This window comes from Propionispira arboris, assembly GCF_900109225.1.
GTDB classification, from domain to species: domain Bacteria; phylum Bacillota; class Negativicutes; order Selenomonadales; family Selenomonadaceae; genus Propionispira; species Propionispira arboris.
On sequence record NZ_FNZK01000016.1, the window covers coordinates 59,557 to 83,867 of the forward strand.

Here is a 24,311-nt window from a genome sequence, read left to right on the forward strand (position 1 = left end):
CATATATATATTATAAGCTTCAACAACAAGCCTGTCTATAAGCTCAAGCACAACGAGCAAAAATCTGAAACTATTTATGATTCATACAATTTTACTTTATGGTATAATTAAATAATTCAGGAAAAGTAGACTGAAATCGAGGAGACTTTGTATGAAAATCGACTATTTTAAAAACAGTTTAGCAAAAGCACATCTAGACGAAAAAGTTTGTCTTGATCGCATCAATCGAATCACATTCTTACGATTTGCTGCCTTTTGCAGCATGATTATCATCTGGGCCTTTGGTTATGATCAGCAAAACCGGCTGTGTTATTTTTTAGCAATGCTTTGTTTGGGGTATTTTGTATATTTAATCAAAAGCCAGCAAAAATTAAAAAATACACAGCGACTGCTAAAAAGTCGTCAAACCGTTTTACAGCAATACCTTGATCGTTTTTCGAAAAACTGGCATGCTTTTACCGAAAATGGCAAAGAATATTTGACCGAATATACAACGCAAGCGAAAGACTTGGATCTTTTAGGAAGTGCCTCACTCTACCAGTATATCTGCGCTGCCTATACAGCATATGGCAAACAAAAGTTATCGCATGCTTTGCTTGACGCACCGCAGACCCCAACAAGTATAAAAAAGCGACAGCAAGCCGTGTCAGACCTTGCTAGAAAGCAAGACTTATCAATTGATTTGCAAGTCTTGCTTAATCTTTTACCAGCAAAACAATCTACCCTTGCTGACAGTGAAAAATTTCTAAACCAAATCGAAGCAACCGAAGCTTATGCCGGACCAGTCTTAAAGTTTTTCATTTCAGTTCTGCCTATTCTGACGGTCTTAAGTTTAGTTTGTGGAGAACTTGGCATATTTTCATGGCAGATAGGCTTGATCTTTTTATTCGTTCAATTTTCCCTTTCAGGTTTTTTTTATGGAAAAAACAGTAGTTTTCTCGCACCACTTTCTTCATTTGATCAACAACTGAAAATGTATGAACAAATTTTTTATACGATCGAAAAAGCAGCCTTCACATCACCGTTACAAGAATTACAAAGCAAACTCACAAAAGACGGCGGCGCCTGCAAAAAAATTCGCAAATTATACAGGATTAGCGAATGTGCAAAAATGCGTGGTAACTTATTTTTTTATTTTCTCGCCAATTCATTATTTCTCTGGGATTTCCAGTGTGCTCTCCATTTCACAAAATGGAAACAAGATACGGCCCAAGACGTACGAATTTGGCTTGATACCCTGGGCGAATTCGAATTGACTTTGAGTCTTGCTGTGCTTTGCCGCATTAAAGACAATTATGTTTTCCCAACCATAACAGACTCAAACTCGCCCATCGTCCAGGCTATAGATTTATCACATGTCTTACTGGAAGAAAACTCCGCTATTGCGAATTCACTTGAAATCAATGCCACGACCTGTATTATAACGGGGTCTAATATGTCCGGCAAAACAACATTTTTACGAAGCATTGGTATCAGTAGTGTCCTAGCCTATGCCGGAGCTCCTGTTTGTGCGAAATCTTTTACGGTATCTCCGATGAATATTTTCACCTCCATGCGTATCGAAGATGATATTTCTAAAGGAATTTCTACCTTTTATGCAGAACTGCTTCGCATAAAAGGCATGGTTGAATTCAGCAAAAGCCATCAGCCTATGCTCATTTTAATTGATGAAATATTCAAAGGTACAAATTCTGCAGATCGCATCATCGGTGCTGCAGAGACAATCCGAAAGTTAACAAATCCCTGGAGTATTACTTTTGTATCAACTCATGATTTCGAACTCTGCCGCCTTGCTGAATCAGAACATCTCCCCATCACGAACTATCATTTCGAAGAATATTACACCGACAATGAAATCCATTTTGATTACAAACTAAAACCAGGTCAATGTCAAACAACAAACGCCAAATATCTACTCAAAATGGCGGGGATTTTATAAAAGAATCTATCATTTGATCCACTATCTGCTATAATATTAGATAGTGGATTTTATATTATATAAGGAGATTAGATTGAATGAAATACGAAGCTAGTATTACCTCAATTGGTAACCTCGCAAGAAATTTTTTAGAAAGCAATAAAAGTATCATTATCCTGGATGAAGGTATACGCCCAAATTTAGCTGAAATGGTCGTTGCACATACAAAAGCCGAACTGAAAGAAGATATTGTCGCTGGTGATACTTTAGTTTGGGGCAAACACGCTTTCAGCATAACATCCGTTGGTGAAGATGCAAATAAGAACCTCCGCGATGAAGGTCATTGCACCATCGTTTTCAATGGTGACAATAACATGCCAGGTCAAATTTCTGTTAAAGGCGATATGGAACCAAGACTGCATCGCGAAGATCTGATTCAAATTAAATAGCTATTGCAAAAGAGCATTCTGGAAATTTTCCCCGGGATGCTCTTTTTTTGTGAAAAAATCTTTTAAATATTTGGCAGCTGCCAATCAATAGCAGTTTGTCCTGTTTGTTCCAGAAACGCATTCGTTTTAGAAAATGGCCGACTGCCAAAAAAGCCTCGATGTGCCGAAAGCGGGCTGGGATGCGGTGCTTCCAAAATGAAATGATTTGGATTGGTAATCATTGCTTTTTTCTTGCGCGCTGGTGAACCCCACAAAATAAATACCAGTGGTTTTTCCCGCTCATTTAATAAAGAAATTATTTTGTCCGTAAAAGTTTCCCAGCCTGCATCATGATGTGAATTGGCCTGATGAGCCCGAACCGTAAGAACTGTATTCAAAAGAAGCACCCCCTGCTCAGCCCATGGCTGCAAGCAGCCATTATTGGGTAGTGAACAGTTTAAATCGGTTTTGAGTTCTTTAAATATATTCAGCAGCGATGGCGGTGGTTCAACTCCTGGCTGCACGGAAAAGCTCAAGCCATGTGCCTGCCTGGGTCCATGATACGGGTCCTGTCCTAAAATCACTACTTTCGTTTTTTGATAACTCGTATAATGAAGCGCATTAAATATATCATACACTCCGGGATATATGCTCTGCGTTTTGTATTCATGAATAAGAAATTCACGTAATTTTAGATAATATGGCAGCTTTAGTTCTTCCGATAAAAGCTCTGCCCAATCATTTTTAAAAATTTCCATATATGTCGCTCCTTATGTACACTATCCGATACTAAGTATATTATACTAAAAAAATCGTACAATGCCAGCCAATCATAAAAAAAACAAAAAAATAAAATGTTGAAATACCTTTGCAGCTATTTCAACATTTATTTTTTAAAGCATTGATTCTTATCTATAATATAAATACATTAAATAAATTACAGCTAGCCTGTCAAGCTGTCAGGAAGGGGATATAGAATATTTAATGCAACTTATATAGGATAAAATTACTCTTATTTTGTTACAGCATCGTAACCAACTTGGAGTGCCTGCATATTACGATCAATTGTAGCCGGCGGCACACGCTGGGCAACCGCTTTTTTTATTGTCTCAAAGTCTACCAATTCCGTAATTTTAACAAGCGCACCCAGTGCTACAATATTCGCAAATAAAGATTTCCCTATTTTATCCACTGCAAGTTTTGTTATCGGAATCGAAATAATATTAGGGAAGTTTGGTGGATTCGGTACCAGGTCTGTATCAATCACCAGAGTCCCTCCCACCGCTAAATCCTTAGAATATTTATCAGCTGCAGCCTGCGTAAGTGCCAACACTAATTCCGGCACTAAAACTTTAGGATGATATATCGGCTGATCGGAAATAATAACTTCCGCTTTCGAAGCACCACCGCGTGCTTCCGGGCCATAAGACTGTGACTGCACTGCTTCTTTACCTTCACGCACTGCTGCCTCCGCTAAAATAATAGCCGCCGTAATAACACCCTGACCCCCTGAACCTGATAATCTTATTTGCGCCATTATTTTGCACCTCCTGCCACGTCAATAACTTCTTGATATGCTGTCGTATATTCAAGAAAATCAGCTTGGTAGAATAAACCAATGGGGAATTTTCCTTCTCTTTTATCTTCTGGTAATTTATCCCAAGCTGCTTTCATGACCGCTGTATCTCGCATCCATTTCATCATATCCGGTGCATCCCCCATCTTGTTTTTACGGCCAAATGCAGTTGGACATTGAACAACAGCCTCAATAAAAGAAAATCCTTTGTTATCAAATCCAGCAGCGATCATATCAGAAAGATGTTTTACATGAAAAGCTGTACTGCGTGCTACATAGGTAGCACCAGCAGCTTCAGCAAGATGACAAGCATCAAATGGACGGTCAACGGTTCCGTATGGAGCTGTCGTCGCTTTTTTATGAAGCGGGGTCATCGGCGAAGCCTGTCCACCCGTCATGCCATAAATGTGATTATTAAACATGATAACCGTCAAATCAACATTACGTCGTGCACCATGGATAAAGTGATTACCACCGATAGCCGTGCAGTCGCCATCGCCAGTAATAACAACAACATTAAGTTCAGGATTCGCTAATTTAATCCCTGTAGCAAACGGAATAGCCCGGCCATGTGCCGTATGGAGTGTATCAAAATTCATATACCCGGAAGCTCTCGATGAACAGCCAATACCAGATACAATAATCGTTTTATCTTGATCAAGATTTTTCGTTTCAATCGCCTGCACGATTGATTTCATAGCCGTACCATTGCCACAACCAGGACACCATAAATGCGGTAAACGGTTTTGTCTAAAATATTTCTCATATGATCTTTCAAGCATTATTCATCAACCCCCGCACAAAGATTTTCAATAGCTTCGACCAGTTCCTGCGGTGTAAAAATCTCAGTATTATATTTCGCCAAAAGTTTGACACGAGCACTGCCGCCTGCAGCACGTTCTACTTCGCCGACCAACTGTCCATAGTTAAGTTCTGGTACAAGAATCGCTTTGACCTGTTTGGCTGTTTTTTTGATAATTTTATCAGCAAATGGCCAAATGGTCATCAAACGAACCATTCCGACTTTCAAACCATGCTCACGTGCCGTACGAACTGCTTCATAAGCTGTACGAGCCGTACCGCCATAGGCTACAACTGCATACTGGGCATCTTCCATAAAAAATTCTTCAAAGTGAGTAATTTCATCTTGCACATGCATAATTTTTTCATGCATACGGCGGATGGCATCTTCTGTTACCTTTGGACTGCCTGATGGAAAACCTGTTTCATCATGGATTAATCCTGTCACATGAATATGGTAGCCTTGCCCAAAATCAGCAACATTCGGAACCATATCTTCGTCCGGGCGATATGGTTCATACCCTTCCGCCCTGGTTATTTTAGGTACACGCCGCGGGTAAATTTCAATATCTTTTAATTCTGGTAAAACTACTTTTTCTCGCAAATGACCCACAATTTCATCCATCAATAAAATAACAGGCGTCCTGAAACGTTCGGAATAATTGACTGCTAAAATAGTAGCATCATATGCTTCTCGAACCGTCCATGGCGACAGTGCGATCATTGGATGATCACCATGTGTTCCCCAGCGTGCCTGCATCACATCGCCTTGAGCAGGTGAAGTTGGCTGGCCAGTAGATGGCCCCACACGCTGCACATTCACAATAACAATTGGAATTTCTGCACAGGCAGCAAAACCGATCAACTCTTGCTTGAGTGAAAACCCCGGTCCGGATGTTGCCGTAAGCGCTTTTTGGCCAGCGAGTACCGCCCCCAAAACGACGCCCATACTGGCAATTTCATCTTCCATTTGGATAAACTTACCGCCTAAGCCTGGCAGCTTTTGTGCCATCGTTTCTGCAATCTCTGTAGAAGGTGTAATTGGATAGCCGCCGAAAAAACGCACACCAGCAGCCAATGCGCCTTGGGCACAAGCTTCGTTTCCTTGAATCAATCTTGCTTCACTCATAATTCCACCTTCTTATCTACAAAAATCGCATAATCCGGACAGCGCAATTCGCACTGGCCACAGGCAATACAAGCTTCGCTATCAACAACTTGAACTTTTCCTAAAAGATTGATCCCCAAAACTTTTTTCGGACAAAAAGCGACACAAATGCCACACCCCTTGCACCTGACCGACTTAATCGTAATTTCGGACTTCATTTTGCGTTCCTCCCCTATGCATAAGTGAAAATAATCACCACATTGAATTTATATAAAATTCATTCATGAGTTCACTAATTACAATAATAACAAATATACAAAAAAAAATCCATTGTCTTTGTACATTTATTCTCCAAGTATCCAAGTATACAATACAATTATGCAAAGACAGAATAATTATACAAAAATTTAATAACAAAAGAGATGGCAGGTGCAAAGCACCTGCCATCTCTTCATTGAAATACGCAATAATTTATAAACTTTTATATAAGTATTCTTTAATTGCGTCGCCATCTTCCATTTTCATAATGGCATCAAGCGTTGCTTTTGCTTTCGTAAATGTAACCGAACGAATCTTATCTTTAACTTTTGGAATCGACGGTGCACTCATGCTAAGTTCATTAATCCCCATAGCCATTAAAATAACAGCTGCATATGGATCACTAGCCATTTCGCCGCACATCCCAGCCCAAATACCATTATCGCGTGCTGCTTTAATCGTCGTTTGGATTAAGTTAAGTACGGCCGGATTGAAATGATTATACAAATAACTTACATTGTGATTTACTCGGTCGACAGCAAGCGTATATTGTACCAAATCATTGGTCCCTATACTGAAAAAGTCAACATGTTTTGCCAACATCGGTGCCATAACAGCAGCGGCTGGTGTTTCTACCATAATGCCCAGCTGAACATTATTAGAGAAGGCTTTTTCTTCATGAGCAAGCTCTATTTTTGCCTGTTCGATGAGTTCTTTTACTTGCTTAATTTCAGCAACATTAATTACCATTGGAAGCATAATTGCTGCTTTACCATAAACACCCGCACGTAAAATCGCTTTCAACTGCGGCATAAACAAATCACGTCTCTGTAAGCTGATTCGAATAGCCCGCCAGCCAAGAAACGGATTTTCTTCTTTTGGTATTTCCAGATAAGCCAATGGTTTATCTCCGCCAATATCCATAGTCCGGATAACACAAAGATTACCATTGCATTTTTCTACAGCTTCTTTGTAGGTTTTAAACTGATCTTCTTCGGTTGGGATATTCTGACGTCCCATGAACACAAATTCTGAACGGAACAACCCAACACCTTCGCAGCCATACGCAAGGGCACTTTCCACATCCATATGGGTTCCAATATTAGCCATTAGCTCTACACGAACTCCATCGGTAGTTTCAGCTGGAAGCGGTGCAAGTTTCGCATAATATGCTTTAATTTCCGATTGTTTTTGCATTTTTTCTTTATAGGAAGTGATCATATCTTCCGTTGGTGAAATAATAATTTCACCCGTTTCACCATCAAGTAAAACGGAATCACCATCTTTGATTATATCCACGCGTTCACCCAAGCCAACCACCGTAGCAATCGCACGAGCTTTCGCAATAATAACAGCATGACAAGTAGTACTGCCTTGACCTAAAATAACGCCAGCAATTTTTTCAGTTGGAATATTGGCAATAACCGATGGTTCAATTTCGTTACCGCAAAGAATAACCGCCGCTGCACCAAGTTCCGGCTCTTTTACGCCTAAAATATATTTGGCAATGCGTTTACAAACATCGCGGATATCAACAGCGCGTTCACGAAAATAGGCATCATCCATACGTTCAAACATTGCAGCGGACTCTTCAGCAGCCGCAAGAACAGCACGAGGTGCTGAACCAAATTCTTCGACTTTGCTTTTCATGGAATCTTCCATCATTGGATCTTGCGCCATCATACGATGCGCTTCCATAATAGCTGCCTGTTCCGGCATGTCTCTTTCCTGTAATGTTTTCACATTTTTCTGTAAAATCTCAGTAACCGCCTGCAGTGCTTTTTCAACCTTTGCAAGTTCGGCATCTTTGCTTTCTGGTTTATAATCGGCTAAATACCCATCGATATTCTGTCCGACAAGCAAAATTTTGCCAATTGCAATTCCAGAAATAACACCTTTTCCACGTAAAACTTCTGGCATTTCCCGGGTCCTCCTCTTGTTTATTATTCTTCACCGAATTTTGAATTTACTAAATCTTTTAAAGTAGTTACTGCTTTATCCGCATCGTCGCCTTCAGCACTGATAACAACTTCTGTACCATTTACAAGGCCCATGCTCATAATCATAAGAATGCTTTTTGCATCAACCGTTTTACCTTTTGCAGTTAATTTTATTTTAGATTTGAATTTGGTAGCTGCCTGTACGAGCATTGATGCTGGACGTGCATGAATACCTGCTTTGTTGCTGATGATTACTTTTTGTTCCATAATTAAAATCCCCATTCATTTTTTATTTAGATCTCACATAGACAACCGTCTAATTGAAAATCAACATTAAATACATTCGACAACCAGACGTTTGTTTCCCTGCTTTCACTAACAAAATAACGATCTCTATGATAAAAAATCACTTTATTTTATGTAAGTACAAGCCGTTATATATTATTGCAAGTATCGTGCCAACTTTCATCACACGAGTTTTTAGACAAATTAAGTTACACACAGTCCTTAAAACATCACTTTATTTTTAAAATAGTGTAACAAAATTGTAAATTTTGAATTTTATGAAAATATTTTTATTTTACACTATAGTAAAAAGTATCAGATTTAGGTGTTTCCTTGATACTTTTTACTATATCTTGATATAAATTACCATGGTAAATTATATCAACCCATACTTTCTAGCTTTTGCTGCGACCGTTTTATGCGTTAATTTCAACATTTTTCCGGCTGCATTGAAACTACCACACTTTTTTAGAGCATTGCCGATTATTTGTTTTTCATACTCTTCCCACGGCAGTACTGCATCAAAAGCAAAACTTTTCATTTGTTTCACAACAGCTTCACCAGTGATATAGGATGGCAGGTGCTCAATTTCAATAAAATCAGAATCCGTCAACGTAATAACCCGTTCAATGATATTTTCCAGTTCTCTAACATTCCCCGGCCATTTATAGGCCATAAGAACCTCCATAGCCGCAGCCGTGACGCCTTGAATGTGTTTGTGATTTTGCAAACTGATTTTATTGACAAAATGTTCTGCGAGCAAGGGAATATCTTCTACCCGTTCACGCAATGCTGGTAAAAAAAGCGGGATAACATTAAGACGGTAATATAGATCATCTCGAAAGGTTCCCTCACGAACCATGTCTTCCAAATTTCGGTTCGTTGCCGCAATAATCCGTACATCAACCTTTACCGTTGTTTCACCGCCAACACGATCGAATTCCCGCTGCTGTAGTGCCCGCAGAAGTTTTACCTGCATGTTTTTATCCATCTCCCCAATTTCATCAAGAAAAATCGTCCCATTATTCGCCAATTCAAATTTGCCTAATTTACGTTTAACAGCTCCGGTAAATGCACCTTTTTCATGCCCAAAAAGTTCTGATTCCAACAACGTTGACGGAATCGCACCGCAGTTCACACGAATAAAAGGCCCCTTACGCCGCGTACTTGCATAATGTATCCCTTCAGCAACCAATTCCTTACCCGTCCCGCTTTCACCACGAACCAGTACCGTGGCACTGCTGGCAGCAGCTTTTGATGCCATAGCAAGCACATCGACAACACGACCACTGCGACCAATATAATTTGTAAAGGCTTTGCCCATTTTTTTGGTTCGCAAGAGCTCCTGTTCCAGATATTCCGCTTTCGCTGACATTTGATTTAATTTTTCTATCAAAGTTTGAACTTCTGTAATATTTTTTATAACGGATACAACCCCAGATATTTCGCCATCCACAAAAATTGGATTTACATTGGCCACAATGGTTGTACCGTCTTTCTTGTGACTGAGGCTGCCAATACGGGCAACCCCTGTTTTTAAAACATTCGCCCGATTCCCGTTTGGTGCTACCTCATAGACATTTTCACCAATCACCATCTCTTCTGTTTTATGGAGAATCCGTAAATAAGATGGATTTACATAGGTAACTGCACCAGTTTTATCAACAACACAAATTCCATCCTGTACTGCCTCTAATATTAGTTGCAGCCGTTCCTGCATCAAAGCATTTTCATGTAATAGACGATCTACTTCGTGAAGCTCACCCGGTGTCTGAACCATAAAATCCCCTTCAAGAAATATCACCATCGCCAAAACAGCTTCTTCTCTATTTTCGCCTTCCGCCGACACAAAGACAGAATCGCCATTATTGATTTTCAGAGCAATCAACATCATAAGACTGCGCATCTCAACCCGCTGACTATGTTCACTGCGCAAATAAATTTTACAGGCATATTTTTCGTAGAGTTCATGCGATTTTTGGACAATCATAGCTGCAACTCTGGCATGGATTCCACTTTCATAATGAATGATTGCTTCTTTTTCAAACAGCATACTTTCAGCTTCCTTCTCTTTCAATAAAACAGATATCATTACTATTATACTTGATAAAAAAAATCCTGACTATGCCTGAAAAATCAATTATTTTTTTTGTTACTAAAAAAGCAGGCAAAAATAGTGTATAATATTAAAATATCGATAAAAACCGCAAAAAACTATTGGATTATTTAGAAAAGTTACAGGATTTTTATTAATTTTGTCGAATTGAAAAACCTTGTATACATATTTAATGTTGATAATATTATATAGTTATAAGTTTTTATGTAAAATTGTGTTTATAAATAAATCATCTATACATCTTAATGTAGAATAAATTCAGAAATTATGGTGATGTGAATGAATTTCATGATGATTACACTTGTCGTAATGCTGATTAGCGTATTGGTAATTTTTAAAACCACCAATTATTTTGGTTTACAGCTAAAATTCAAGCCTTTACTGCTTTGTGCTGTTTGTGCATTTGCGGTAAATATCATCACACTTTCAATCTCTTCTTATTTAACGTTTTCTCATTTAATTTTTATTTTTTCTGCAGTGCTGCTTTCTGCCTGCGCTGTAACATTTTATAATGAGAAGTTAACGCTGCGGAGTGATTCCAGCATGTTAACTAAGTGCAACAGTACCGACATCGCACCCATTACCAAGGAAGATGTTAATCACGCAAGTACCGAAACTGTACCACCACCCATTGTCCCATTTGCATTTACAAACCGTACAGTTGAAGAACCTGATTTGAATCAATATATTACGGAAACACCCGATGAACTTGTTACTGTGGAATGGTCTCAAGTTGATGAAGGTCTTAGCACTACCGAACCAATCATGCAGAAAAATTTAGCCAAATCCACGTATAACCTGCCCGCACTTATTCCAGTGACAGTGCAGGAACAAATCAAAGCCGATATAGAAAAACACAAGCTAGCTGAACTAGATACTGTACTGCAAAAGCTTACTTCTTTAGATGCCCTGCTTGATTATGCTTATGCACAAAACACGCGGCATAATTATTCAATCGCGATTGCAGCATTTCAAAAGACTTTACATAAATACAGCAGGGACAGCTATGCACCTTTTATCATTATCGAGTTAGGCAACATTTATAAAAACATCGGTTCTTACGATGAGGCACTTGCTATTTATGCAAAAGCATTTACCTTACCTGCAGTTTCAGTCGATAACGTAGTGAAAGAAAATTTTCAAATGAATATTGATTATCTACGTATCATAAAAGTGATTCTAAACAAACATAATTGTTTTAAAACACCATTTAGTCAAATTCCAAAAAACATTATGCAGGAAATTGAAATGACGCTCCAAGAGGAACAAAAAAAAGAACAGGCACTATAATAACTAGGAGGACGATTCATGAAAAAAAGTGTAGAAATTTTAGGTTTACCCATTATCAGTATCACCGAAGGTCGTGAGCTCGGTATTAGTAAATCCCTGTTGATGGATGCGCAAAATGGCCGCGTCTCAGCATTAATTATTGAAGATGAAGATTGGTATCGCGGGGTCAAACTATTACCTTATGAATCCGTCATCGCAATTGGTGATGATGCTATCACGATTATCAGCAGTGAAAATATCTTAAAACTAAATGAGGCTACTGAATATGAACCTTTGCTGGATGCAAATGTCCGTGTAATCGATACAAAAGCTATCACAAAATCCGGCAGTATCCAAGGTAAAGTTACGGAAATATTTATTGATGATGATGGACGAATCGCAAAATGCGAAATCAATGCCGAACATCCTGACAATGCTGGTGAAGTAAAAGAAATCACCGCCGATCAAGTGTCGATTTTTGGTAAACAAGTTACCATTATTGACAGTAAAGTACCTGAAAAAGGCACAAAACTCGTCGGTACAGAAAAAAAAACTGAGCTCGGTAAAATAGAAACAAAATCGGCCGAAAAAGTCGAAGTCGCTCCAGCCATTGAAGTTGCTGCACCAATAGTACCAGAACCAGCAGCAGAATCAGAAAAAAAACCTGCTGAAACGATAAAACATGAATCAGAACCTGCTAAATCAAATGCTGATACTAAAGCCGCTGAAGAAAGACATCGCCGTTTTCTACTCGGCAAAAAAGCTGGCCGTCGCATTACAACCGATAATGGCATTGTGATTGTCGAATCTGGTGCGGATATCACCGAAGAAGTATTGCAGAAAGCAAAATTGGCAAATAAATTTGTTGAGCTTTCCATGAATGTTCAATAAACGTATTCTACTAAAAGCCCCTGCTGATTCACGCAGGGGCTTTCTGCTTAACAATGCGTAAAGGGAGGACTTTGTATTTTTCTAAAAAAGTTTAATCTATCGAAACGCCAAACCATGATTCTGCTTTTTTTTAGCATCATCCTTGTTTTTTCTACGATCTCCATACTCACATCTGCTCTCGTCTTAATAAATTCAAGCCGCATCAGCTATGGAATAAGCGTAAATAATGTACCACTCAGTGGACTCAGTAAAGAAGCGGCACTGGAAAAACTAAAGCAAGCCTATGCAAAAATAACCGAAACATCAGAGCTGGTACAGTTGCACTATCAAGATCAGTCCTGGTCAATCCACCCGCAGGATATTGATTTTAAGATTGATATGAATGCTACCGTCAATAAAGCCTATTTAATTGGTCGTAATAAAAATATACTTCAGGGGTTCATTGACCGTGCGGACAGCGCGATCAATGGCAAAGAGCTGCCTGTTACTGTGACTTATGATGAAGACAAGTTGAAAACAATCCTACGAAATATAGCAAAAAAAACAGATCATCCCAGTAAAAATGCGGAATGCAATCTCAGTGCAAAAGGCGAACTGCTAATTACCCCCGAAGTACTCGGTCAAGTTCTACCAATTGATGAAGTTGCCGATGACCTCAAAAATTTCATTACTACGGTGGATTTGCCGAAATCCATACAACTAACCCTGACTGAATCGCCCCCACAAATAACCACCAATGATTTAAAGAGCATTGACACCATACTAAGTTCCTATTCAACTAAATTCAACAATGGCAACTATAATCGCAGTGAGAATATTCGGATTGCTGCGGCAAGCCTGAATCATGTTATCAGCAAGCCAGATGAAACCACTTCATTTAATGCTTTAACAGGGCTTCGTCTCGCTGAATCCGGATATCAGGAGGCGCCTGTTTTGATTGATGGAAAATCCGTCCCAGATATCGGTGGGGGCGTCTGTCAGGTGAGTTCTACATTATACAATGCCATTTTATTAGCTAATTTAAAATCTGTTGAACGCACTTCTCATTTTTATCCATCTGCTTATGTTCCCATGGGGCTTGATGCTACTGTTGCGGATCATCTGCTTGATTTTAAATTTCAAAACAATTTGAAACATCCAATCTATCTGCTCACTCAAGTCAGCCAGGGAACATTATCGATTTACATAGCCGGTAATCATGAAGATTTCAGTCTTTATAAAATCAGCTTACAGTCAATAGTCGATAAAACGACACCACCATCCATTACATTCAACTATGATAAAACGCTGCCAACCGGACGGCGTATCACTGTCGACAGCGGCAAAACAGGGTATACTGTATCTGCCTATCGCCTCAAGCTGCAAAACGGGCAGGAAATAGACCGTGAGCTTTTGCATACGGATACATATTCACCCGAAAACAAAGTTATTCTGATTGGCACAAGATAAAAACATACAGAAAAGTCCAGCTAATGCACATCATTTAGCTGGACTTTTTATATAATAAAATTTTTAAAACTCGACTGCTTGAAAGAAATTGCCTGTACCTCAATCATCAAACTATAAATTATAATTTATGATAACAATAACATAAAAATGGGGATTGTCACAATGGATAACAGGGTACTCGCTGAAACAACCACCGTCGCATATTCTGTATCCGTCTTATAAAAACTCGATAAAACGACAATTTGTACCATTGCCGGTAAAGACGCCATGATGACAAACACTTTATACATGAGTGCCGGAATTGGAATAAAATACGCAACCAGCATGATACTTAGGGGGCTAATAACAAAACGTCCCAACAATACCCAGAGCAAATCCCGATTCAAACGAATCTTTTTTAAGTCCATACCATACAACGTTATCCCGATCAAAATCAGTGCCAGCGGCGTTGTCATATTGCCTAAATATTGTGCGGCATTTAAAATAAAATCTGGCAGCTGAATGTTTAACAAAATGAGTATAACAGCTGTTAAAAAGCCGATAATCGGTCCAGAAAAAATTCGTTTTACTGTGGAACGACTAAATAATTTTACTTTTGCCTGTCCTGAATCTCCACTTAGTGAATAATTACCAATCGTCCAAAAAAATGTCGTATTCGCAAAAAAATACAGTAAAGTATAAGGTATGGCTTTTTCACCAAAAAGCGCTAAAGTCACCGGTAATCCAATAAAAATAGAATTTGATGTCGTAAAAGCTGCATGGAATATACCGATATGTTTTTTATTGATATGCAGCAATTTACCTAGCAATAGACTCAAGACAAAGCAAATAATCATCGAAATAAGCGGCACAAGAGCACCATATACTAAATGGATTAACTCATCACGATGAAAAGCATGGACTAAGCTGTATAATAAAAATAAGGGCAGAGAAACATAATTCACCAGCTTCGGAATAATCGCTTTTGTATCCGGAGTAAACCATTTTTTATATGCTAACACATACCCAACCAACCCCATTAAAATAAGTGTTAACACGCCTTCAACTGCCTGTATTAAAACCATTGTATCCCTGCTTTCTTTTTTCTACCTTTATATTTTACACAAAAATTCATACAGCTTTTCGTTCTCGTATTAGGCAAAACCTAAAAGTGAAAAAATTCCGTCATATAGTTCACCGAAAAAAGAAAAAAGATTAAACCCTGCCGGAGCAGACTCATCTGCCAGCAAATCAATCCGATTTACTTCCTGACCATCATACAAGATAGAAACATATCCTACGACGGTGTCTTTTTGCACAGGTGCCTTTACATAACGATCTGGCTTAATCTGAATCGAAAAGCGACTACTGTCATCACCTGATATTGGATATAGAATGTCCGCTTTAGGACGTGCTGTCAGCTGATATATTTTACCGCCATGCACGCGAATATTCTGTACAACTTCATCTTTGGCAAAAGCTTTCACCATCTTCACATTTTTAAAGCCATAATCAAGCAGCTTCGCTGCTTCTATAAAGCGTTCATTATCCGCTGCATGCATGACAACAGCAATCAGGTTAACCCCATTACGCTCAGCTGAAGCAACCAAACACTCGCCAGCTGCCTGTGTATAGCCAGTTTTCATTCCATTTGCACCAGGGTATACACCTAAAAGCTCATTGGTATTTTCAAATTTTATTTTTTTTGCAGACGGAAACTGCCATTGAATTTCTTTTTCTTTCGTACCAACAATTTGGCGAAAAATTGGATTTTTATAACCATATGCGGCTATACGTGCCAAATCATGTGCCGTTGAATAATGGTCGGAATTTGGTAAGCCGCTCGAATTCGCAAAATGGGTATTTGTTGCACCAATCGCTTGCGCTTTTTCCGTCATGTATTCAGCATAGTCCTGCACCGAGCCAGCTAAATAATCAGCGACAGCGACGGTGGCATCATTGCCTGATGCCAGCATCATCCCCGTCACAAGGTCTTTCAATTTTAGTTGATCATCGGTCTCCAGATGCATTGAAGAACCTTCGACAGCTGCCGCTTGAGCATCTACGGTAATTGTATCGTCAAGATTCGCATTTTCAATCGCCAAAAGCAGCGTCATCATTTTTGTTGTACTTGCCGGATATTGCCTGGACTCTGCATTTTTTTCATAAATCACCTTACCAGTCGAAGCTTCAATCAAAATCATCGATGTCGCTGTCATATCATCTAATGCCTGCGGATTATCCTCCGCAAAAACAGTTGCTATCATTGAAAAACAAAATATAGAAATTAAACATATTCCCTGTAAAAACCGCACATTTATATCCCCTTATCGTATCGCCAAACATTCTCATAAATGTCATTCTACCACTCCTTGCAGACTCCTGCAAACATTGGAAAAAGCGAAGCATGACGGCAGATTGCCATTGCTTCGCTTTTTGCATTGTACTTTATAGATTTATCGTGATTTTGCGGGGGCAAATTCGCGATAATATTTTTACAAAATGGTTTAAACAACAGCCAGCGCCTGTGTTAAATCATCGATAATATCATCAATATGCTCCGTACCAATCGAAAGACGAACCGTGTTTGGTTTGATACCACTAGCCAGGAGTTCTTCACTGTTCATCTGTGAATGTGTCGTACTAGCTGGATGAATAACCAACGATTTCACATCAGCTACATTGGCAAGCAAAGAGAATATTTTTAAATGATCAATAAAGTCTTGTGCTTCTTTTTCTCCACCTTTGATTTCAAAAGTAAAGATAGAAATTCCGCCATTCGGAAAATATTTTTTATAAAGTTCATGATCCGGATGCGAACTTTGCACTGGATGATTTACTTTTTCTACTTTAGGATGTTTGCTTAAAAAATCAACTACTTTTAGAGAATTTTCTACATGCCGTTCCACGCGCAATGACAATGTTTCAACGCCCTGTAACAATAAAAATGCATTAAAAGGCGAAAGAGTTGCACCGGTATCTCTAAGCAGCAGTGTTCTGATATAAATAACATAAGCTGGTGCACCCACATCTTTGGCAAAGCTCAGCCCGTGGTAACTTGCATTTGGTTCAACCAAATGCGGGAATTTACCGGAACCAATCCAATCAAATTTACCACTGTCAACAATAATACCACCAAGCGTGGTGCCATGGCCGCCAATGAATTTCGTTGCAGAGTGAACAACAATATCTGCACCATATTCAAAAGGTCTTAATTGGTAAGGTGTGGCAAAGGTGCTGTCAACAACGAGGGGAATTTTGTGTTTGTGAGCGATTGCGGCTACAGCGGCAATATCAATTAAATTTGCATTTGGATTACCAATGGATTCAATAACCACAGCGCGTGTATTTTCTTTTATTGCATCTTCAAATACCTGTACACCTTTTGTTGGGTCAACAAAGGTGGTTTCTATACCTCGATCGGGAAAAGTATGCTCAAGCAAATTATAAGTACCACCATAAATTGTTGTGGCTGCAACGAAATGCTGACCATTATGAGCTAAAGCCTGCAAGGCATATGTAACAGCCGCTGCCCCTGATGCCACAGCAAGTGCCGCCACGCCGCCTTCAAGAGCAGCAATTCGTTTCTCCAGTACATCTTCCGTAGGATTTGTAAGACGTCCATAAACGTTACCAGCGTCTCTTAATCCGAAACGATCGGCAGCATGCTTTGAATTATGGAACACATAAGATGTCGTCTGATAAATCGGTACGGCTCTCGCATCCGTTGTTGGATCTGCTTCTTCCTGACCTACATGTAATTGCAGTGTTTCAAACTTATATTTTTTTTCTTCACTCATAACAATCTGCCCCTTTTCCTATTATGTATTAAATATTTTCGAGTAATGACCATCGGCTTCGTTTCCTTAAACATATATGATTAATATGTTTACAATTATATAGTCCAGTTTACAATATGTCAATAGTTTTGTAAGAAATATTTAATTTTGCTCTGATTTTATACGCATTTGTTTTTTTAATATTCCATAAAAAAATCGGCACAGTTTTCACTGTACCAATTTTTCAATCAATCTGTTTTTTCTTTATTTTTCTTTACACGAAACCATGAAGCATACATGGTAGGTAAAACCAGTAACGTCAAAATGGTTGCAAGGAACAATCCGCTGGCAATTGCTACTGCCATAGGTCCCCAAAACGTATTGCGAATTAAAGGAATCATACCTAAGATAGCTGCTACTGCCGTAAGCATGATTGGGCGAAACCGCAAAACTGCAGAATCAATGATTGCATCCCATTGTTCTTCACCATCAGCAATATGTTTTTGGATCTGATCAATGAGAATTACCGCATTCCTGATAATCATCCCACTTAATGCCAAAATACCAAGTTCAGCCACAAACCCCATAGCTTGATTTGTGACGAGCATACCGATACTGACACCAATAAGGCCCAAAGGAGCTGTCATAAGCGTCAAGAACATTAAGGACATACTTCGAAGCTGGAACATCAACAATGTTATGATTGTAATAAGCATAATAGGGATTGGCACCATAAGGAATTTCATGGAATCATTACTATTAGCTAAAGCACCATCAACATCGATTGAATACCCCATTGGTAAATCTGCACGGATAGATTGTGTAGATGCATAGGCCTTCTGTGTTTCATCATTCGCTGTACCGGAAATAATATTCGCGCGAATGGTAATTGTCGGTTCTAAATTACGCCGCCAAATTAAGCCATCTTCCGCATCATAGCTTATTTTAGCAATCTGTTCCAGCGGCACATAACCGCTTTTGCCAAGATAAATTGGAATATCTTTCACTTTTGCCAAGTCTGAACGGTCATCATCTTTTAGTTTAAAAACAATATCAATCGTTCTATCTTTCTCATAATACTCCGCCACAGATGCTCCGGAAAGCTGCGTATATAAAGTTTTTGATAAATCCTCTCCCGTAATGCCCAGGTTACGAAGTTTATCCTGGTCCACCGTAAGATGCATCACCTTGCTTTTTTCATTCCAATCATAATTGATCTGCTCAATATTAGGGTTCTGCGCCATTTGTTCGCTAACCCTGCCGGCGATTTCACGAACTTTTTCATGATCATAGCCGGAAACGCGCAGCATAATTGGGTAAGCTGCTGGCGGACCCGTTTGAATGAATTTTATATTCCCTCGAACATTCGGGAACTTCATATCAAGTTGTTCATTAATTTTTGCGGTAAGTGCCTTACGCGATGCAACATCTTTCGACACAACCACAAATTGCGCATAGTTTTTCGCTGGCAAAACAGGTTCTGTCGTGAGCACAAAACGTGGTGCACCTTCCCCCACATAATATGAATAGTTTTTAATATCACCAGTTTCCTGATCGAGAAAATCAGCAAAACGTTTTGCTTCGTTTTCGGTCGACTTAATGGATGACCCCTCCGGCAAAGTCATTTCAACAATAATTTCCGGACGCAAAGATGGTGGGAAAAATTCCTGTTTGATAAACTGCATCATATAAACAGATATACAAAAGCTTACCAAAGTCGCCCCAAGAATCAGTTTGCGATGATCCAAACACCAAATGAGAATTTTTTTAAATATTTTATAAAATTTACTTTGATAAGGATCAATTTTGCCATCTTCTTTTTTATGAACCTTAACCTTAATAAGCTTATAGCCAAATAGTGGTGCCACCATAACCGATACCACCCAGGAAATAAGCAGCGCTATACCGATAACTGGAAACAATGCTTTGGTAAACTCCGCTGCCATCCCCTTCGAAAAAGCGACTGGTATAAAGCCGGCACAAGTAATCAAGGTACCCGTTAGCATTGGCATAGCCGTTGCTGAATAAGCATAACAGGCGGCGCTGAAACGATCACAGCCTTCTTCCAGTTTAACGCTCATCATTTCAACCGCAATGATAGCATCATCAACCAAAAGGCCCAACGCTATAATCAAGGCCCCAAGTGATACTTTTTGCAAATCAATTGACATAATCTGCATAGCACAAAAAACACCGGTAAGGACAAGTGGAATACAACAGGCTACCACAAGGCCCGTACGCCAGCCCAGGCTCAAAAAGCTGACAGCCAAAACAATAATAATTGCCTCCCGCAACGTACTGACAAAATCACTAATAGCGTCTTTAACAACGAGCGGCTGATCGGAAACTGGATTGATCTCCAGTCCCAATGGTAAATCTTTTTTGACATTCGCAACAATATTGTTTAAGTTGTCACCCAGTGTCAAAATATTGCCACCCGATTCCATCGACACAGCAATCCCGATTGCTTCCTGCCCATTATAAAACATTTTCGGTTCGGCAGGTTCGACATAACGCCTGTCCACCGTTGCAATGTCTGCCAAACGAAACGTTTTGCCATTCCCCCGAATCGGCAAATTGCGAATTGCTTCAATATCATCAAACATGCCAGTAACACGCATATAGACATTATCCGTTGATGTTTCGATCATTCCCGCGGGTGTCACTGCATTTTGTGTTTTTACAGCATTGGCAATCGTATTGGCATCAATACCAAGCTCAGCCAATTTATTATTAGCAATTTCGATATAAACTTTTTCCGGCTGTTCGCCGACCAGTTCTACTTTTTTTACATTCGGCGTTTGCAGCAAAAGACGGCGAATTTTTTCTGCCTGCTGCCGCATTTCTTCATATGAATATCCATCTGCCGTCAACGCATAAATCGAACCATATACATCATCAAATCGATCATTAAAATACGGACCAGCTACACCCTCTGGCAAATCTTGTTTCATATCGTTGACAAGATTGCGAACTTCCAGCCAGGTGGATCGAATCTTATCAGAATCGACATCCTGACGCAGCGTTACATAGATTACCGATGAGCCAGCTCGTGAATAACTTTTTACATAATCAAGACCTGGCGTATCCTGTAATTTTTTTTCAATTTTATCAGTAATCTGTTCTTCCATCTGTGATGCCGTTGCCCCTGGCCACGCAACGTTGACAATCATTTGCCTGATAATAAATTCTGGATCTTCCATCCGACCAAGTCTCATATAGGAAAAAATCCCCATGACAAATACAACAATAATGAAATACCAGACGAGTGTTTTATTGTTTAATGAAATTTCACTTAAATTGAATTTTTTCATTGGTCATCACCAGACATTACACGAACTTCTTGATTATCTCGTAATTTATGCACCCCGGCAATCACGACGACGTCCTTATTTTTAAGCCCTGACGTCACCTTCACTTGATTGTCACCAAATGATTCCACAGTAATATCCGTCAAATGAACGAGGGAATCATCATCAACTACCCAAACTTGCGGCTGTGCACCCGTCTGATAAATAGCTGATAAAGGCAATAAATATAAATAATTGCTATCTGTGCCTGTTGCATTGACCGCATTCACGCTCGCCGTCATTCCTAACTGAATAGATTCCGGTGGTTCTAACAAACTAATACGAACTTTATAGGTACGCGCTACACTATCTGCCATAGGAGATACTTCACGAACTTTCCCCTGCAGCTGCAAGTTATTCATGGCCCAAAAACCAACTGTAACATCTTTGCCCACTGACATATCCTGAACACGATTTTCTGGTACATTGATTTCCACTTCAAGTTCATTCGTTTTTATGAGAGTAAGGACACTTTGTCCCGATGCTACAACCTGTCCCACTTCTCCATTTAAAGCTGATATGACTCCGTCACTATCCGCAATTAAATCCGTATACCCAAGCGAATTACTGTTTTGTGCATACTGTGCCTGCGCCTGCTGATAATCTGCTACTGCCGCATCATAAGAGGTTTGATATTGATCAATTGTTGATGCACTGATTGCCGCTTCATTATAGAGCTGCTGATACCTGGCAAGATTGGCCTGCGCTAAATTAAGCTTAGCCCGGGCTGCTTCGACTTGAGCTGCACTCATATTAACACTTTGTGCAACATCTTTCGCATCAAGCGTCATAAGGATATCACCGGCCTTCACCCGACTGCCAAGCTGCACATTCCGTGCAATGATCTTACCACCAACCTGAAAAGCCAAATTACTTTCATAGCGACCACGTACTTCACCTGAATAAGTTGACGTCTCAGCTCCGTCTCCCAGTGAAACCATCTGTGTTTTCACCATAGGCGGCACCGCTTGTTCTTCTGCTTTTTTCCCACATCCCGAAAACAATAGAATGACGACAAAAGCAATCAACCACAAAGAATTATATTTATTTCGCATAAAAATCTCCTTTCAAAATGATTATCAAATATGGAATCTATCCTATTTCTATCAACAAAACGATATTGCACAATCAAGCTATATAAGTTGCATTATATATGTTAAATTTTATCCAAATCGGCACTATACGCTTTTTGTGATAGATAATGGAAGCCCTGCAAAACAATTTCTACGGTTTTCGAGTCTAATCCCTCACTCAAAAAATCAATCCAGCGACAAACTACATTACGCAGGAATTCTTCCTGTTCATTTCCTTTTTCTGTTGTATAAATTCGTTTGATCCGCTTGTCCACTTTACCTTGTACGCGTCGTACATAGCCTTTCATTTCCAGCGATTTAATCGTCCGCGCAACGACAGCTTTATCAACGAACATTAACCCTGCCATATCCTCCTGACTTACTCCCTCATGATCATAAAGGTTCAGAATCAATACATATTCTGAAAATGTAATATCCAAAGGCTCACAAGCTTTCACAATATACGCCTGCGAACGACGATTTAATATACCAAACCAACGACTTGCATTTCTATAATCCATAGTTTCCTCCCCAGATGGTTGATTTAATCAACTTAATTGTAACAAACAATTCACCTAATTACAATCATTTACGTAAAAATAGCCGCTGAAGCAACTGCTTCAACGGCTACAATCTAATAATTATACAGACTGCTTCCAGCTAAATTCTTTTTGTGACAATTTACAGATAACTTGATAGAGCACATCTGTCGCTGCTACAATATGTTCCATCGATGCCGATTCAGCTGGATTATGGCTAATGCCGCCTTTACATGGAATAAAGATCATTCCAGTCGGAGCAAAAGCAGCAAGGTGCATCGCATCATGTCCGGCACCGCTTGGCAGCTTCATATAAGAATAGTCTGCCTCTTTGCAGATATTGATTAAGGCATCCTGCACCATTTCTTGAATGATGACAGGAGTTTCATTGACGATTGTTTTAATATGGACTGGAATATCCCGCTGTGCGGCAATTTCTTTTATCTTTGGCAAGAGCAGCTTTACCATATGAACTTTTGCTGGCATAGATATGCTGCGAATATCAACCCCAAGCTCAACACGCCCTGGTATGACATTCATGACACCAGGCGAAACTTGAATCGCGCCCACTGTACCAACAAGCTGACCCTTGGCTTCTTTAGCCAATGTTTCGACCAGCAAAATGATTTCGGCTGCCGCACATAAACCATCATGCCGCAAGTGCATCGGCGTGGCACCTGAATGATCCGCATCACCTGCCAATATTATTTTTAAGCGAGTTGGTGCAGCGATGCCGGTAACGATCCCAATTTGTTTACCAGCCGCTTCTAATAGTTTACCTTGCTCAATATGGATTTCTATAAAAGATTTAATTTTTCCCGTATATTTTGCTGTAGCAAGCAAAGCAGGATCAAGACCCCGATAACGCAGCATATCAGCAAGTGAAATCCCCATATCATCAACCAAAGCATCCAATTCCGGGCTGGTTAACGTACCGCAAAAAGCTCTGCTGCCAAGATTTGCCGCGCCAAAACGACTGGATTCTTCCGCCATAAAAACAACAACTTCTAATGGGTTTTCACTGACAAAGTTATTTTCATTGAGCCAATTAATTACTTCAATTGATGCCAAAACTCCCATAACACCATCAAAGTTCCCACCCTTGGGAACACTGTCAATATGAGAACCAAACATAACTACATCTGCTGCAGGATCTGAGCCTTCACGACGACCGATTAGATTACCAAACGAATCGCTGCGAACAGCAAGACCAGCTTTTTTCATCAAACCGATAATAAACTCACGCGCCCGCCAATCTTCATCTGAAAAAGCCAGTCGTGTAATGCCGTCTTCTGTATCCGTAAATTCTTTCATAGCATTAAAATTATGCAATAATCTTTCTTGTGATAACATATCCATACCCCTTTTCCTTTGCCAAAATGTGCTTGTTGCCCACCGTATATGGTAATAAAAAATACATCCATCCTGTTTATATTGTTTACACAAAAGAACATTTTCTTAGGCCTTAAGTAGTGGCTTATTCTTGTATCATAGCACATCTATATCAAAAATCACATATCGAAACCAAAAATCTTAACAGACAATTTACATT

Annotated in this window: 20 protein-coding genes; 5 read left to right on the forward strand and 15 right to left on the reverse strand. The window is 39.5% G+C overall.

Features of this window, described 5'->3' with window-relative positions; genetic code table 11:
- Window positions 1–151: 151 nt before the first annotated feature.
- Window positions 152–1,939: a MutS-related protein gene (locus BMY14_RS14715; RefSeq protein WP_091833340.1), complete on the forward strand. Its 1,788-nt coding sequence runs from the start codon at window positions 152–154 to the stop codon at window positions 1,937–1,939.
- A 77-nt stretch (window positions 1,940–2,016) separates the two neighbouring features.
- Window positions 2,017–2,367: a PTS glucitol/sorbitol transporter subunit IIA gene (locus tag BMY14_RS14720; RefSeq protein ID WP_019553873.1), complete on the forward strand. Its 351-nt coding sequence runs from the start codon at window positions 2,017–2,019 to the stop codon at window positions 2,365–2,367.
- Window positions 2,368–2,429: 62 nt separating this feature from the next.
- Here the strand turns inward: BMY14_RS14720 and BMY14_RS14725 are convergent, their stop codons facing one another.
- The 8 genes from BMY14_RS14725 to BMY14_RS14760 form a co-directional block, all read right to left on the reverse strand.
- The gene (locus BMY14_RS14725; protein WP_091833343.1) at window positions 2,430–3,104 is read right to left on the reverse strand and encodes a uracil-DNA glycosylase; all 675 of its coding nucleotides are present in this window, start codon (window positions 3,102–3,104) and stop codon (window positions 2,430–2,432) included.
- 254 nt (window positions 3,105–3,358) lie between these two features.
- On the reverse strand, window positions 3,359–3,886 hold the full coding sequence (locus BMY14_RS14730; protein WP_091833346.1) for a 2-oxoacid:acceptor oxidoreductase family protein: 528 nt from the start codon (window positions 3,884–3,886) through the stop codon (window positions 3,359–3,361).
- Window positions 3,883–4,704 (reverse strand): 2-oxoacid:ferredoxin oxidoreductase subunit beta, encoded by an 822-nt coding sequence (locus tag BMY14_RS14735; RefSeq protein WP_091833349.1) that lies wholly within the window; start codon window positions 4,702–4,704, stop codon window positions 3,883–3,885. The genes BMY14_RS14730 and BMY14_RS14735 overlap by 4 nt, the downstream gene beginning before the upstream one ends.
- Window positions 4,704–5,852, reverse strand: a complete 1,149-nt coding sequence (locus BMY14_RS14740) for a 2-oxoacid:acceptor oxidoreductase subunit alpha (protein ID WP_091833352.1) — start codon at window positions 5,850–5,852, stop codon at window positions 4,704–4,706. The genes BMY14_RS14735 and BMY14_RS14740 overlap by 1 nt, the downstream gene beginning before the upstream one ends.
- Window positions 5,849–6,049, reverse strand: a complete 201-nt coding sequence (locus BMY14_RS14745) for a 4Fe-4S binding protein (protein WP_091833355.1) — start codon at window positions 6,047–6,049, stop codon at window positions 5,849–5,851. The genes BMY14_RS14740 and BMY14_RS14745 overlap by 4 nt, the downstream gene beginning before the upstream one ends.
- A gap of 253 nt (window positions 6,050–6,302) precedes the next feature.
- Window positions 6,303–8,009 carry a phosphoenolpyruvate--protein phosphotransferase gene (gene ptsP, locus BMY14_RS14750; protein ID WP_019553879.1) on the reverse strand — a complete coding sequence of 569 codons (1,707 nt, stop codon included), beginning with the start codon at window positions 8,007–8,009 and terminating at the stop codon, window positions 6,303–6,305.
- A 23-nt stretch (window positions 8,010–8,032) separates the two neighbouring features.
- Window positions 8,033–8,296: an HPr family phosphocarrier protein gene (locus BMY14_RS14755; RefSeq protein WP_019553880.1), complete on the reverse strand. Its 264-nt coding sequence runs from the start codon at window positions 8,294–8,296 to the stop codon at window positions 8,033–8,035.
- A 394-nt stretch (window positions 8,297–8,690) separates the two neighbouring features.
- A complete protein-coding gene (locus tag BMY14_RS14760) occupies window positions 8,691–10,406 on the reverse strand; it encodes an HPr family phosphocarrier protein (protein ID WP_425438923.1) in 1,716 nt (571 codons plus the stop codon).
- Between the two features lie 303 nt (window positions 10,407–10,709).
- Between BMY14_RS14760 and BMY14_RS14765 the strand changes: the two genes are divergently transcribed.
- From BMY14_RS14765 to BMY14_RS14775, 3 genes are all read left to right on the forward strand, one after another.
- Window positions 10,710–11,720 carry a tetratricopeptide repeat protein gene (locus BMY14_RS14765; protein WP_091833360.1) on the forward strand — a complete coding sequence of 337 codons (1,011 nt, stop codon included), beginning with the start codon at window positions 10,710–10,712 and terminating at the stop codon, window positions 11,718–11,720.
- A gap of 18 nt (window positions 11,721–11,738) precedes the next feature.
- Window positions 11,739–12,590 carry a PRC-barrel domain-containing protein gene (locus tag BMY14_RS14770; RefSeq protein WP_091833363.1) on the forward strand — a complete coding sequence of 284 codons (852 nt, stop codon included), beginning with the start codon at window positions 11,739–11,741 and terminating at the stop codon, window positions 12,588–12,590.
- A gap of 114 nt (window positions 12,591–12,704) precedes the next feature.
- A complete protein-coding gene (locus BMY14_RS14775) occupies window positions 12,705–14,039 on the forward strand; it encodes a VanW family protein (protein ID WP_091833366.1) in 1,335 nt (444 codons plus the stop codon).
- Between the two features lie 125 nt (window positions 14,040–14,164).
- Here the strand turns inward: BMY14_RS14775 and BMY14_RS14780 are convergent, their stop codons facing one another.
- The 7 genes from BMY14_RS14780 to BMY14_RS14810 all read right to left on the reverse strand — a co-directional run bounded on the left by BMY14_RS14780 (window position 14,165) and on the right by BMY14_RS14810 (window position 24,112).
- Window positions 14,165–15,103, reverse strand: coding sequence for an AEC family transporter (locus BMY14_RS14780; RefSeq protein ID WP_091833369.1), 939 nt, complete (start codon window positions 15,101–15,103; stop codon window positions 14,165–14,167).
- A 69-nt stretch (window positions 15,104–15,172) separates the two neighbouring features.
- The gene (locus BMY14_RS14785; protein WP_177177616.1) at window positions 15,173–16,285 is read right to left on the reverse strand and encodes a D-alanyl-D-alanine carboxypeptidase family protein; all 1,113 of its coding nucleotides are present in this window, start codon (window positions 16,283–16,285) and stop codon (window positions 15,173–15,175) included.
- Between the two features lie 240 nt (window positions 16,286–16,525).
- Window positions 16,526–17,818 (reverse strand): O-acetylhomoserine aminocarboxypropyltransferase/cysteine synthase family protein, encoded by a 1,293-nt coding sequence (locus BMY14_RS14790; protein WP_091833376.1) that lies wholly within the window; start codon window positions 17,816–17,818, stop codon window positions 16,526–16,528.
- Window positions 17,819–18,045: 227 nt separating this feature from the next.
- Complete coding sequence (locus BMY14_RS14795; RefSeq protein ID WP_091833379.1) at window positions 18,046–21,111, reverse strand: efflux RND transporter permease subunit; 3,066 nt, start codon at window positions 21,109–21,111, stop codon at window positions 18,046–18,048.
- Window positions 21,108–22,202: an efflux RND transporter periplasmic adaptor subunit gene (locus BMY14_RS14800; RefSeq protein WP_091833382.1), complete on the reverse strand. Its 1,095-nt coding sequence runs from the start codon at window positions 22,200–22,202 to the stop codon at window positions 21,108–21,110. The genes BMY14_RS14795 and BMY14_RS14800 overlap by 4 nt, the downstream gene beginning before the upstream one ends.
- Window positions 22,203–22,303: 101 nt before the next feature.
- Window positions 22,304–22,741, reverse strand: a complete 438-nt coding sequence (locus tag BMY14_RS14805) for a MarR family transcriptional regulator (RefSeq protein WP_091833385.1) — start codon at window positions 22,739–22,741, stop codon at window positions 22,304–22,306.
- Between the two features lie 120 nt (window positions 22,742–22,861).
- Window positions 22,862–24,112: a M20 family metallo-hydrolase gene (locus tag BMY14_RS14810; protein WP_091833388.1), complete on the reverse strand. Its 1,251-nt coding sequence runs from the start codon at window positions 24,110–24,112 to the stop codon at window positions 22,862–22,864.
- Between the last annotated feature and the right edge of the window lie 199 nt (window positions 24,113–24,311).